The sequence below is a fragment of the Streptomyces sp. NPDC037242 genome, from assembly GCF_055604165.1.
The window spans coordinates 58,193-71,486 of sequence record NZ_JBVJUY010000017.1 but is presented as its reverse complement, the minus strand read 5'-3'; the positions used below and the strand labels follow the sequence as shown (position 1 = coordinate 71,486).

Sequence of the window (13,294 nt, the reverse complement as noted above, 5' to 3'; positions counted from 1 at the left end):
CCGATGACGGGACTCGAACCCGCGGCCGCCCCATTGACAGTGGAAGTAGGTCTCGCCTTCGCACCTGGACAAGTCCCACCTTAGGCGGCCGCTTTCGGCAACCGCCAAGCAATTAAACGGAGGCCGCCGACAGCAGCGTGGGCACCATCACCGATTCGCCGTCGGTGCCGCGCGACAGCGGGACCCAGATCAGCCCCACCATGCGCGGGCAGTCGCACTCCAGGTCGGGATCGACTCCCAGCCGCGGCTCGCCCTCCTCCACCTCCACGCGGTAGCAGGAGGTCCAGCCCGAGGGGTACGGCGCCTCGTACGCATACCGCACCCCCAGGGCCCGCAGGCCGGTCTCCTCCGCCACCTCGCGCCGGACCCCGTCCTCGGGCAGCTCGCCCTCCTCCAGCCCGCCGCCGGGCAGGGTCCAGTACTCCGGACCGTCGTGCCGGCCGGTGGGCCCCTGGCCGCGCTCGCGGACCATGAGCACACAGCCGTCCCGGAGGATCACGGCCGCCACCCGGCGCCGCTCCGTCATGCGGCGCCCTCGCGCAGCTGCTCCCGGGCCTCCATCAGTGCGAAGCCCAGCAGGTTCAGCCCGCGCCAGCGTGCCGGGTCCAGGGCCCGCTCGTCGTCGGCGGCCAGGCCGATGCCCCAGATCCGGTCCATCGGGCTGGCCTCCACCAGTACCCGGCTCCCCGTGGACAGCAGGTACGAGCGCAGCGCCGGGTCGGACGCGAACTTGTGCACGCTGCCCTCCACCACCAGGGCGAACCGCTCCCGCTCCCATATCGCGTCGTCGAAGCCGCGCACCAGCCGCCCGGCCTTCTTCGCGGCCGCCGGACTCTCGGCCTCCAGCGCGGCCCGCTCCGCCTCGGCGTCTTCGAACAGCCGAGCCTTACCGGCCATCATCCAGTGCTCGGCGGTGGCGTATCGGACATCACCCACAGTGAAAGCGGACGGCCACCACTGGCTGAGGCAGCTCGGTCCGAGTGTCCCGTCGGGCCTCGGCCGGTGTCCCCAGAAGGGCAGGAACTTCACCCGCTCACCACGGTTGACCTGCTTGATCAGCTTGTCGATCATCTCCATGCACGCGAGTCTGGCAGTCGCCACTGACACTTCGTACGGGATTTTCGGTGTGCCTCGACACATGGTCGACCGATTCCGTCGCGTAATCAAAAGGCAACAACGGAATCACTTGGCCGAGGGCACCACCTCTGTCAGGATCGGCACTCAATTCGAGCTGTAGCTCGAACTGTAGCTACGGAGAGCGTGAGAGCGTGATGGGCAACCGCTTCCAGGTCAAAGACCGCTTCGCGGACGGCGCGCAGTACATCGACGGGCAGCTCAGGGCCGGGACCTCTGGGCAGTCACACACCGTGATCGATCCCGCCACCGGGGACGAGGTCCTCACCTACGAACTCGCGAGCACGGCGGACGTCGACGCGGCCGTCGCCGCCGCCAAGCGGGCCTTCCCCGCCTGGTCCGGGGCCACCCCCGGCGAGCGCTCCGACGCGCTGCACCGGCTGGCGGCCGTACTGGCGGAGCAGGCGGAGGACTTCGCCTACGCCGAGTCACTCCAGTGCGGCAAGCCGATCAAGCTGTCGACGGAGTTCGACGTACCGGGGACCATCGACAACACCGCCTTCTTCGCGGGCGCCGCGCGCCACCTCCAGGGGCAGGCGGCCGCCGAGTACTCCGGCGACCACACCTCCTACGTGCGCCGCGAGGCCATCGGCGTCGTCGGCTCCATCGCACCCTGGAACTACCCGCTCCAGATGGCTGCCTGGAAGATCCTCCCGGCCATCGCGGCGGGCAACACCATCGTCCTCAAGCCCGCCGAGCTCACTCCGCTGACCTCCCTGATGTTCGCCCAGGCGGCCAAGGACGCGGGCCTGCCCGACGGCGTGGTCAACATCGTCACCGGCGCCGGCCGGGACGCGGGCGAACACCTGGTCGGCCACCCCGACGTGGTCATGACCTCCTTCACCGGCTCCACGGCCGTCGGCAAGCGCGTCGCCGAGATCGCGACCGCCACCGTCAAGCGCCTCCACCTGGAACTCGGCGGCAAGGCGCCCTTCCTCGTCTTCGACGACGCCGACCTGGAGGCCGCCGCGCACGGCGCCGTCGCCGCCTCCCTGATCAACACCGGCCAGGACTGCACCGCGGCCACCCGCGCCTACGTCCAGCGCCCCCTGCACGACGCCTTCGTCACCCGCGTGGCCGAACTGATGGACGGCGTCCGGGTCGGCGACCCCTTCGCGCCCACCACCGACCTCGGCCCGCTGGTGTCGCACGCCCACCGCGACCGCGTCGCCGGTTTCGTCGAGCGCGCCCGCGCGTACGCCACGGTGGTCACCGGCGGCGAGGTTCCCGGCGGGGACCTGGCCGAAGGCGCGTACTACCGGCCCACCCTCATCGCCGGCGCCGCCCAGGACAGCGAGGTGGTCCAGTCCGAGATCTTCGGCCCGGTCCTCGTCGTCCTGCCCTTCGACACCGACGACGAGGGCATCGAGCTGGCCAATGACACCCCGTACGGACTGGCCGCCTCCGCCTGGAGCCGCGACCTGTACCGGGCGAACCGCGCCACCCGCGAGCTCAAGGCGGGCTGCGTCTGGGTCAACGACCACATCCCGATCATCAGCGAGATGCCGCACGGGGGCTACAAGGCCAGTGGCTTCGGAAAGGACATGAGCTCGTACTCCTTCGAGGAGTACACGCAGGTCAAGCACGTGATGTACGACAACACCGCGGTCGCCGCGAAGGACTGGCACCGCACGATCTTCGGGGACCGATAGAGACCACCGCCCGACCAGCGGTACACCTCCCGAAAGGGCACAGCGCATGGAGCAGTTCGAGCCCGACCGCCTCTCGGCGGCGCAGTACGCCGCGATGCGGCGCAGCCTCACCAGCGGGCGCGGCGCCCTCACGCGCCGCTCGCTGCTGCGCGCCTCCGGAGTCGGAGCGCTCACCCTCGGCGGCCTTTCCACCCTCAGCGCCTGTGGCATCCCGGCGGCCAAGCGGCCGGGTGACACGGCGGTGGCCTCCGACGACCACTCGGCCCAGGAGAAGGAGATCAACTTCTCCAACTGGACCGAGTACATGGACACCAGCGACGACGAGAAGACCCGTCCGACGCTGGAGGAGTTCGCCAAGCGGACCGGGATCAAGGTCAAGTACACCGAGGACATCAACGACAACGTCGAGTTCTTCGGCAAGATCCGCCCGCAGCTCGCGGCTGGCCAGGACACCGGCCGCGACCTGATCGTCGTCACCGACTGGCTCGCGGCCCGCATCATCCGCCTCGGCTGGGCGCAGAAGCTGGACCCCTCGAACCTGCCGCACGCCTACACCAACCTGATCCCGCAGTTCCGCAACCCCGACTGGGACCCGGGCCGCGCCCACAGCTACCCGTGGACCGGCATCGACACCGTCATCGCCTACAACTCCAAGGCCACCGACGGCAAGAAGGTCGACTCCGTCACCCAGCTGCTCGACGACCCCTCCCTCAAGGGCCGGGTCGGCTTCCTCACGGAGATGCGCGACAGCGTCGGCATGACCCTGCTCGACCAGGGCAAGGACCCGGCCAACTTCACCACCGCGGACTTCGACGGGGCGATCGGCCGGCTCCAGAAGGGCGTGGACACCAAGCAGATCCGCCGCTTCACCGGCAACGACTACACGGCGGACCTGGACAAGGGCGACCTCGCGGCCTGTCTCGCCTGGGCGGGCGACGTCATCCAGCTTCAGGCCGGCAACCCGGACATCAAGTACGCGATCCCCGCCCCCGGTTACATCACCTCCAGCGACAACCTGCTGGTCCCCGTCCACGCCCGGCACAAGGCCAACGCCGAGAAGCTCATCGACTTCTACTACGAGCCGCCGATCGCCGCCCAGCTGGCCGCCTTCATCAGTTACGTCTGCCCGGTCGAGGGCGTCCAGGAAGAGCTGGCCAAGATCGACCCCGCCCTCGCGGAGAACCCCCTGATCGTCCCGGACAAGGCGATGGCCGCCAAGGCCCACTCCTTCCGCTCCCTCACCAGCGAGGAAGAGACCGCGTACGAAGAGAAGTTCGCCAAGCTCATCGGAGCCTGACGGACCCCGTACCGGGCCCGCACCCGCACCCGCCCCCTTCCGACGACACCACCACCGAAGGCCCAGGCCCATGACTGACAAGACCGCGGGCGGCGACGTCCGCCTCGCCGGGATCAGCAAGCACTACGGCTCCTTCACCGCAGTGCACCCGCTCGATCTCACCATCCCCCAGGGCTCCTTCTTCGCCCTGCTCGGCGCCTCGGGCTGTGGGAAGACCACCACCCTGCGCATGATCGCCGGTCTTGAGGAGCCGTCCACCGGTACGGTGCACCTCGGCGACCGGGCCGTCACCCACCTGCCTCCGTACAAGCGCCCGGTCAACACGGTCTTCCAGAGCTACGCGCTGTTCCCGCACCTGAACATCTACGAGAACGTCGCCTTCGGGCTGCGCCGCCGCGGGATCAAGTCCGTCAAGAAGCAGGTGGACGAGATGCTGGACCTGGTCCAGCTCGGCCAGTTCGCCCAGCGCAAGCCGCACCAGCTCTCGGGCGGCCAGCAGCAGCGCGTCGCCGTCGCCCGCGCGCTCATCAACCACCCGCAGGTACTGCTCCTCGACGAGCCGCTCGGCGCCCTCGACCTCAAGCTGCGCCGCCAGATGCAGCTGGAGCTCAAGCGGATCCAGACCGAGGTCGGCATCACCTTCGTGCACGTCACGCACGATCAGGAGGAGGCCATGACCATGGCCGACACGGTCGCCGTGATGAACGGCGGCCGCGTCGAGCAGCTGGGCGCCCCCGCGGAGCTGTACGAGAACCCGGGCACCACCTTCGTCGCGAACTTCCTCGGGACCTCCAACCTCATCGAGGCGGAGGTCCTGGAGGCCGGCTCCGCGGACGTCATCGTCAGCTCGGCCGGCACCAAGCTCCGGCTGCCCGCCGCGCGCTGTGCGACGACACCCCGCACCGGCGGAAAGCTGCTGGTCGGGGTGCGTCCCGAGAAGATCTCCCTGGTCCACGCGGACGAGGAGGACTCCATCGCGGCGGGCCGCAACAAGGTGGCCGGCCGCATCGCGGACTCCTCCTTCATCGGCGTCTCCACTCAGTTCGTCATCGACAGCCAGGTGTGCCCCGAGCTGGAGGTGTACGTCCAGAACATCGAGCGGGACTCCCGCCTGGTGCCCGGCGCCGAGGTGATCCTGCACTGGAACCCGGAGCACAGTTTCGGACTGGACGCGGCCCAGGACATCGACGCGGGGATCGAGACGGTCGAGGAGGGCGCATGACCGCCCCCGCCGCACTGCCCGAGGTCGCCGTGGCGGCCGAACCCCCGGTCCACAAGCCGTCCCTGAAGAAGCGCCTGATCCCGTACTGGCTGCTGCTCCCGGGCATCCTGTGGCTGCTGGTCTTCTTCGTGCTGCCGATGGTCTACCAAGCCTCCACCTCGGTGCAGACCGGCTCCCTCGAAGAGGGCTTCAAGGTCACCTGGCACTTCCAGACCTACTGGGACGCCCTCACCGACTACCTCCCGCAGTTCCTGCGCTCCCTGCTCTACGCGGGCACCGCGACCGCGCTGTGCCTGCTGCTGGGCTACCCGCTGGCCTACCTGATCGCCTTCAAGGCGGGCCGCTGGCGCAACCTGCTGCTGGTGCTGGTCATCGCACCGTTCTTCACCAGCTTCCTGATCCGCACCCTGGCCTGGAAGACGATCCTCGCCGACGGCGGCCCGGTGGTCGGCGTCCTCAACAACATCGGCTTCCTGGACGTCACCAGCTGGCTCGGCATGACCGAGGGGGACCGCGTGCTCGCCACGCCGCTCGCGGTCGTCTGCGGTCTGACGTACAACTTCCTCCCCTTCATGATCCTTCCGCTCTACACCTCGCTGGAGCGCATCGACACCCGTCTCCACGAGGCGGCCGGGGACCTGTACGCCCACCCCGCCACGGTCTTCCGCAAGGTGACCTTCCCGCTGTCCATGCCGGGCGTGGTCTCCGGGACCCTGCTCACCTTCATCCCGGCGAGCGGCGACTACGTCAACGCCGAGCTGCTCGGCTCCACGGACACCAGGATGATCGGCAACGTCATCCAGTCGCAGTACCTGCGGATCCTCGATTACCCGACGGCGGCCGCGCTGTCGTTCATCCTCATGGCCATCGTGCTGATCATGGTCACCATCTACATCCGCCGAGCGGGGACGGAGGACCTGGTCTGATGCGTTGGCTCCGCCGCAACCTCGTGGTGATCGCCGGTCTCGGCACGCTCGCCTACATGATCCTGCCGAACGTCGTCGTCACCGTCTTCTCCTTCAACAACCCCACCGGGCGGTTCAACTACGCCTGGCAGGAGTTCTCGCTCGACGCCTGGAAGGACCCGTGCGGGGTCGCCGACATGTGCGGCTCCCTCTCGCTCTCCCTCCAGATCGCGCTCTGGGCCACCCTCGGCGCGACCGTGCTCGGCACCGCCATAGCGTTCGCGATGGTGCGCTACCGGTTCCGGGGGCGCGGCGCGGTCAACTCGCTGATCTTCCTGCCGATGGCCATGCCCGAGATCGTGATGGCGGCCTCGCTGCTCGCGCTCTTCCTCAACATGGGCATCCAGCTGGGCTTCTGGACGATCCTGATCGCCCACATCATGTTCTGCCTCAGCTTCGTCGTCGCCGCCGTCAAGGCCCGTGTGCTGTCCATGGACCCCCGGCTGGAGGAGGCCGCGCGCGACCTCTACGCCGGACCGGTGCAGACTTTCGTACGGGTCACCCTGCCGATCGCGGCCCCCGGAATCGCGGCGGGCGCGCTGCTCTCCTTCGCGCTCTCGTTCGACGACTTCATCATCACCAACTTCAACTCGGGCAACACCGTCACCTTCCCCATGTTCGTGTGGGGATCGGCCCAGCGCGGTACGCCCGTGCAGATCAACGTCATCGGCACGGCGATGTTCGTCATCGCGGTGCTGGTGGTCCTGGCCGGCCAGATGGTCGGCAACCGCCGCAAGAAGGCACAACCGAAGTAGACCCCTGTAGGGAGTTGGAAGCCATGGCCCCAGTCGCCATGCGTAGTGTTGCGAAATCCCTTTCCGATGCGAAGCCGGTCTCGTACTGGCTGGACGACCCCGGCAAGCCCGCCGCGCAGCCGGCGCTCACCACCGACGAGCGGTGCGACCTGCTGGTCATCGGCGGCGGCTACAGCGGGCTGTGGACCGCGCTGCTGGCCAAGGAGCGCGACCCGGACCGGGACGTCGTGCTGATCGAGAGCAAGGAGGCGGGCTGGGCCGCCTCCGGCCGCAACGGCGGCTTCTGCGCCGCCTCCCTCACCCATGGCCTGTCCAACGGTCTGGCCCGCTGGCCCGACGAGCTCGCCAGGCTGGAGGAGCTGGGCGCCCGCAACCTCGACGCCATCGAGGAGGTGGTCGCCCGCTACGGCATCGACTGCGAGTTCGAGCGCACCGGCGAGATCGACGTGGCCACCGAACCGCACCAGGTCGAGGAGCTGCGCGAACTCCACGAGGAGGCGCAGCGCCTCGGCCTCGCGGGCGGATCCGAGTGGCTGGAGGGCGAGGCGCTGCGCGCCGAGGTGGACTCCCCGACCTTCCTCGCCGGCCTGTGGGACCGCGACGGCGTCGCCATGCTCAACCCGGCGAAGCTGGCCTGGGGCCTCAAGCGGGCCTGCCTGGACCTGGGCGTGCGGATCTACGAGAACACGCGCGGCCTGAAGCTGGCCGCGGCCGGCCGCGGGATGACCGTGCAGACCCCGTACGGCACGATCCTCGCGCGCCGGGTCGCCCTGGGTACCAACATCTTCCCGTCGCTGGTCCGCCGGATCCGCCCCTTCACCGTCCCCGTCTACGACTACGCCCTGATGAGCGAGCCGCTGGACGAGGCGCAGCTGGCCGCCATCGGCTGGAAGAACCGGCAGGGGCTGGGCGACAGTGCCAACCAGTTCCACTACTTCCGGATCACCCAGGACAACCGGATCCTGTGGGGCGGCTACGACGCGATCTACCCGTACCGCGGGAAGCTCGACTCCGAGTACGACCACCGCCCCGAGACCTACCTCAAGCTCGCGGAGCACTTCTTCACCGCCTTCCCGCAGCTGGAGGGCCTGAAGTTCAGCCACGCCTGGGGCGGCGCGATCGACACGTGCTCGCGCTTCTCCGCCTTCTTCGGCACCGCGCACTCCGGGAAGGTCGCCTACGCGGCCGGGTACACCGGGCTCGGGGTGGGCGCCACCCGCTTCGGTGCGGACGTGATGCTGGACCTGCTGGACGGCCTCGACACCGAGCGCACCCGGCTGGAGATGGTGAAGTCCAAGCCGATGCCGTTCCCGCCCGAGCCCTTCGCCTGGACCGGGATCGCGCTGACGAAGTGGTCGCTGGCCCGCGCGGACGCGCGCGGCGGGCACCGGAACCTGTGGCTCAAGACGCTGGACCGCTTCGGGCTCGGATTCGACAGCTGACCCGCCCGATGCGTGCGCGCCCCCGGCGCACACCCTTGATCACCGTGTGACCCGCTTCACTACCATGGAGTAACGGAACCCGCGTCATAGCCGCGCCCGGCCCCGCTCTCTCCAGGTGAGAACCCCTCACCTACGGACAGGGAACGGAGGCCGGGCGATGGCGATCCCGGGGGCCAAAACGGCGGTGGAATGGCTGGTATCGGTGGCGCCGGACCCCGATGCGTGCCGGTGGGAGTGGGAGCGCAACCCCCTGGGGGTCGTGCTCCTGCCCGCCGGCCGGCAATGGGACGTGCTGATCCTGCCGGGGGAGTTGGGGCAGGCCACCCTCGACGTACTGAACCTGCTCCTCGACCGGCCCGGCCCGGTGCTCGCCGACTTCGGGGCCCCGCGGCACAGCGGCACGGTGTTCGGCCGGGTGGGCTTCTTCGTGCCCCCGGGCACGTCCTCGCGCTGGATCGGCACGGGCGTACGGGGAGCCGGGCGCGGGACCTGGATCGTCGTCCCGTACCCCGGCCGGGCGACCGGCGGGGTCCGCTGGCTGGTGCTCCCGGACGGGCAGGGCACGCTGACCGACCCGGTGGTGCTGGAGCTCGCGATGCACGAGGCCGCGGCGCGCGTGGTGGCACGGGAGGACCGCAGGTCTTGACAGGAGCATTGGTCTGGACCATCTTGGGCGCCGCTGCTCCTTCCCCAGCCGCCTGGCTCCATCCCCCCATGCACCGGAGGCAGTTGTGCGCAGAGCCACGTCACTCCTCACGGCCGCCGCGCTCGCGGTGGCCGGCTTCCTCGCCGCAGGACCACCCGCCGCGGCGGCGGACGCCGACCTGATCCGCAACGGCGGCTTCGAGTCCGGCCTCGACGGCTGGAACTGCTCCGCCGGCAGCGGAGCCCCCGTCACCGCACCCGTCCACGGCGGGACTTCCGCGCTCAGGGCCACCCCGGCGGGCCAGGACAACGCCCGCTGCTCCCAGAGCGTCACCGTCAAGCCCGACTCCGCCTACACGCTCACCGCCTGGGTGCAGGGCGCGTACGTCTACCTCGGCGCCTCCGGTACCGGAACCACCGACGTCTCGGCCTGGACCCAGAGCCCCGGGGCCTGGAAGCAGCTCACCACCAGCTTCCGCACCGGCCCCTCCACGACCTCCGTCTCGGTCTACACGCACGGCTGGTACGGCCAGCCGGCCCACCTCACCGACGACCTCACCCTGGTCGGCCCCGACCCCGGCGGCCCCGGCCAGCCCCAACCCCCGGCCGCCCCCACCGGCCTGACGGGCCACGCCGCCTCATCGACCTCGGTGTCCCTGTCCTGGTCGGCGGTGTCCGGGGCCACCTCCTACACCGTGCACCGGGACGGCGCCGCGCCCCTGTCCGTCACCGCGACCTCCGCGACGGTCTCCGGCCTGACCGCCTCCACCGCGTACGCCTTCCAGGTCAGCGCCGTGAACGCGGCAGGTCAATCGCCCAGGAGCGCGCCCGTCACCGTGACCACCACGAGCGGCGGAGGCACCGGCGGCGGCCTGCCCGCCCACGCCCTGGTCGGATACCTCCACGCGAGCTTCGCCAACGGTTCGGGCTACGTCCGGATGGCTGACGTGCCCGCCTCCTGGGACGTCATCAACCTCGCCTTCGGCGAGCCCACCTCCGTCACCTCGGGCGACATCCGCTTCCAGCTCTGCCCGGTCGCGCAGTGCCCGAACGTGGAGAGCGCCGCCGAGTTCAAGGCGGCGATCAAGGCCAAGCAGGCGGCGGGCAAGAAGGTCCTGATATCGATCGGCGGCCAGAACGGCCAGGTGCAGCTCGCGACCACGGCCGCCCGCGACACCTTCGTCTCCTCCGTCAGCAGGATCATCGACGAGTACGGTCTCGACGGCCTCGACATCGACTTCGAGGGCCACTCCCTCTCCCTGGCCACCGGCGACACCGACTTCCGGGCGCCCACCACGCCCGGAATCGTCCATCTGATCTCGGCCGTGAAGACCCTCAAGGCCAAGTACGGCGCCGGCTTCGTCCTGACCATGGCCCCGGAGACCTTCTTCGTGCAACTGGGCTACCAGTACTACGGCTCCGGCCCCTGGGGCGGCCAGGACCCGCGCGCGGGAGCGTACCTCCCGGTCATCCACGCCCTGCGCGACGACCTCACCCTGCTGCACGTCCAGGACTACAACTCGGGCTCGATCATGGGCCTCGACAACCAGTACCACTCCATGGGCGGCGCCGACTTCCACATCGCCATGACCGACATGCTGCTCACCGGCTTCCCGGTCGCGGGCAACACCTCCCGCGTCTTCCCGCCGCTGCGCCCGGACCAGGTGGCCATCGGCCTGCCGGCGACGACCAACGCGGGCAACGGCCACACCACGCCCGCCGAGGTGAACAAGGCGCTGGACTGCCTGACCAAGAAGGCGAACTGCGGCAGCTACCAGACCCACGGCACCTGGCCCGCCCTGCGCGGCCTGATGACCTGGTCGATCAACTGGGACCGGTTCGGCTCCTGGGAGTTCTCGAAGAACTTCGACGGCTACTACGGCAGGACGACCTGACCGCGAGCAGCAGGGGCGTGCACATCAGGAGGCTGGCCACCACGTCCAGCGGCCAGTGGAAGCCCCGCAGGACCAGCCCGACGGCCGTGGCCCCCGTGAGGACGAGGGCGGCGGCCGTCGCGGCCGTGCGCCACTTCCGGCGCGCGTGCGGCCGTACGAGCAGGGCCGCGCACCCGTACGCGACGAAGGCGGTCGCGGTGTGGCCCGAGGGGAAGTACCCGGCGGCCCAGGGCTCCAGGGGCCCCGGACGGGCCGTCCACTCCTTGAACGGGACGACCAGCGCGGGCACCAGGGCCATGGCCACGGCTGCCGCGAGCACGCCCCGGCGGGCCCCGCGCCACGCGGCGTAGGCCATGGCCAGCAGCAGGACGGGCAGTGCGACGGGGATGTTGCCGAGGTCCGCGAGGCGCTCGGTGACCGCGTCGGGGACGGTGCGCACGAGGGCGCGGCTCAGCTCGTGGTCCGGCGTCAGCAGCGGCCCCGACACGAGGACCTGCCAGGTGATCAGGGCGAAGAGGGCCGCACACAGGGCGGCGAGAAGGAGGAGAGTGGCCGGCCGTCCCGGAACAGGGGGGATGGTTCCGGGACGGCCGCCCGGATCGGGTTGCCGTGCGCCCCGGGGGGTTTGGGGCGGACGGCTGTCCGATCGGTGAGGAGTGTGCGCGAACGCATGCCCAGTGCGGCGCTGGGGAAGCCCGGTACTGGTGTCGCCCCCGGTCTCCCGGGAGCGCGGTGTCTCACTCATCTGCAGAAACCGTACGGCAGCGAAAAGGGGACCGACAGCAGGAATGCGGTCCTGCCATCGGCCCCCCACATCTTCTTCACAGTGCCCGACCGTTACCGGCGGTACCGATAGGGTCCTGTGTTCAATCGCTCGCTCAGATGTCCGTGCCGATGGCCGCGAACGCGGCCTCGATGAGGTCCAGGCCCTCGTTCAGCAGGTCCTCGCCGATGACGATCGGGGGGAGGAAGCGGAGCACGTTGCCGTAGGTGCCGCAGGTGAGGACGAGCAGGCCCTCGGCGTGGCAGGCCTTGGCCAGCGCGCCGGCCGCCTCCGGGAACGGGGTCTTGGACACCGGGTCCTTGACGAGCTCGATCGCGATCATGGCGCCGCGGCCGCGGATGTCGCCGATGATCTCGTACTTCTCCTGCATGGCCGTCAGGCGGGCCTTCATCAGGGACTCGATCTTCTTCGCCTTGGCGTTGAGGTCGAGCTCCTTCATGGTCTCGATGGAGCCGAGCGCACCGGCGCACGCCACCGGGTTGCCGCCGTAGGTGCCGCCCAGGCCGCCCGCGTGGGCGGAGTCCATGATCTCGGCGCGGCCGGTCACGGCGGCGAGCGGCAGGCCGCCCGCGATGCCCTTGGCGGTGGTGATCAGGTCCGGGACGATGCCCTCGTCCTCGCACGCGAACCACTGGCCGGTGCGGCAGAAGCCGGACTGGATCTCGTCGGCGACGAAGACGATGCCGTTCTCGTTGGCGAACTTCACGATCGCCGGCAGGAAGCCCTTGGCGGGCTCGATGAAGCCGCCCTCGCCGAGGACCGGCTCGATGATGATCGCGGCGACGTTGTCGGCGCCGATCTGCTTGGTGATCTGGTCGATCGCCTGGGCGGCGGCCTCGGGGCCGCAGTTCTCGGCGCCGGTGGGCCAGCGGTAGCCGTAGGCGACCGGGACGCGGTAGACCTCGGGGGCGAACGGCCCGAAGCCCTGCTTGTACGGCATGTTCTTCGAGGTCAGCGCCATCGTGAGGTTCGTACGGCCGTGGTAGCCGTGGTCGAAGACGACGACGGCCTGGCGCTTGGTGTACGAACGGGCGATCTTGACGGCGTTCTCGACGGCCTCGGCGCCGGAGTTGAACAGCGCCGACTTCTTCGCGTGGTCACCCGGGGTCAGCTCGGCGAGGGCCTCGCACACCTCGACGTAGCCCTCGTACGGCGTGACCATGAAACAGGTGTGGGTGAAGTCGGCGAGCTGCGCGGACGCACGGCGCACCACGGCCTCGGCGGAGGCGCCGACCGAGGTCACGGCGATGCCGGAGCCGAAGTCGATCAGGCGGTTGCCGTCGACGTCCTCGATGATGCCGCCGCCCGCGCGGGCCGTGAAGACGGGGAGCACGGAGCCCACGCCGCCGGCCACCACGCCGAGGCGGCGGGCCTGCAGCTCCTGCGACTTGGGGCCGGGGATCGCGGTGACGATACGGCGCTCCTGCGGGACAGCGGTCATAGAGGGCTCCTGGGGGGTGTTTTCGGACGCACTTGTGTCTTTGTCCGCAGGCTAGGCCCGGG

Annotated in this window: 12 protein-coding genes; 8 read left to right on the top strand and 4 right to left on the bottom strand. The window is 70.0% G+C overall.

Annotation, left to right across the window (positions count from 1 at the left end; genetic code table 11):
- Positions 1-112: 112 nt before the first annotated feature.
- A complete protein-coding gene (locus tag ACZ7GJ_RS21160; RefSeq protein WP_470753719.1) occupies positions 113-526 on the bottom strand; it encodes an NUDIX hydrolase in 414 nt (137 codons plus the stop codon).
- Positions 523-1,077, bottom strand: coding sequence for an NADAR family protein (locus tag ACZ7GJ_RS21155; RefSeq protein WP_470753718.1), 555 nt, complete (start codon positions 1,075-1,077; stop codon positions 523-525). Before ACZ7GJ_RS21155 ends, ACZ7GJ_RS21160 begins: the two co-directional genes overlap by 4 nt.
- A gap of 194 nt (positions 1,078-1,271) precedes the next feature.
- On the opposite strand from ACZ7GJ_RS21155, the gene ACZ7GJ_RS21150 reads away from it, so the two are divergent.
- From ACZ7GJ_RS21150 to ACZ7GJ_RS21115, 8 genes are all read left to right on the top strand, one after another.
- Positions 1,272-2,786: a gamma-aminobutyraldehyde dehydrogenase gene (locus tag ACZ7GJ_RS21150; protein ID WP_470753850.1), complete on the top strand. Its 1,515-nt coding sequence runs from the start codon at positions 1,272-1,274 to the stop codon at positions 2,784-2,786.
- A gap of 46 nt (positions 2,787-2,832) precedes the next feature.
- A complete protein-coding gene (locus ACZ7GJ_RS21145; protein ID WP_470753716.1) occupies positions 2,833-4,083 on the top strand; it encodes a polyamine ABC transporter substrate-binding protein in 1,251 nt (416 codons plus the stop codon).
- A gap of 70 nt (positions 4,084-4,153) precedes the next feature.
- On the top strand, positions 4,154-5,305 hold the full coding sequence (locus ACZ7GJ_RS21140; protein WP_470753715.1) for an ABC transporter ATP-binding protein: 1,152 nt from the start codon (positions 4,154-4,156) through the stop codon (positions 5,303-5,305).
- Entirely contained in the window at positions 5,302-6,231 is a 930-nt protein-coding gene (locus ACZ7GJ_RS21135; RefSeq protein WP_470753713.1) for an ABC transporter permease, read from the top strand. The genes ACZ7GJ_RS21140 and ACZ7GJ_RS21135 overlap by 4 nt, the downstream gene beginning before the upstream one ends.
- Entirely contained in the window at positions 6,231-7,025 is a 795-nt protein-coding gene (locus ACZ7GJ_RS21130) for an ABC transporter permease (protein ID WP_470753712.1), read from the top strand. The genes ACZ7GJ_RS21135 and ACZ7GJ_RS21130 overlap by 1 nt, the downstream gene beginning before the upstream one ends.
- A 23-nt stretch (positions 7,026-7,048) precedes the next feature.
- The gene (locus ACZ7GJ_RS21125) at positions 7,049-8,467 is read left to right on the top strand and encodes an NAD(P)/FAD-dependent oxidoreductase (protein WP_470753711.1); all 1,419 of its coding nucleotides are present in this window, start codon (positions 7,049-7,051) and stop codon (positions 8,465-8,467) included.
- A 163-nt stretch (positions 8,468-8,630) separates the two neighbouring features.
- Complete coding sequence (locus ACZ7GJ_RS21120) at positions 8,631-9,113, top strand: hypothetical protein (RefSeq protein ID WP_470753849.1); 483 nt, start codon at positions 8,631-8,633, stop codon at positions 9,111-9,113.
- An 85-nt stretch (positions 9,114-9,198) separates the two neighbouring features.
- Positions 9,199-11,007, top strand: coding sequence for a chitinase (locus ACZ7GJ_RS21115; protein ID WP_470753710.1), 1,809 nt, complete (start codon positions 9,199-9,201; stop codon positions 11,005-11,007).
- Here the strand turns inward: ACZ7GJ_RS21115 and ACZ7GJ_RS21110 are convergent.
- Together ACZ7GJ_RS21110 and gabT are read right to left on the bottom strand one after the other, a co-directional pair.
- On the bottom strand, positions 10,937-11,752 hold the full coding sequence (locus tag ACZ7GJ_RS21110) for a phosphatase PAP2 family protein (RefSeq protein WP_470753709.1): 816 nt from the start codon (positions 11,750-11,752) through the stop codon (positions 10,937-10,939). The genes ACZ7GJ_RS21115 and ACZ7GJ_RS21110 overlap by 71 nt on opposite strands.
- A gap of 133 nt (positions 11,753-11,885) precedes the next feature.
- A complete protein-coding gene (gene gabT / locus ACZ7GJ_RS21105) occupies positions 11,886-13,232 on the bottom strand; it encodes a 4-aminobutyrate--2-oxoglutarate transaminase (protein ID WP_470753708.1) in 1,347 nt (448 codons plus the stop codon).
- Positions 13,233-13,294 lie beyond the last annotated feature (62 nt).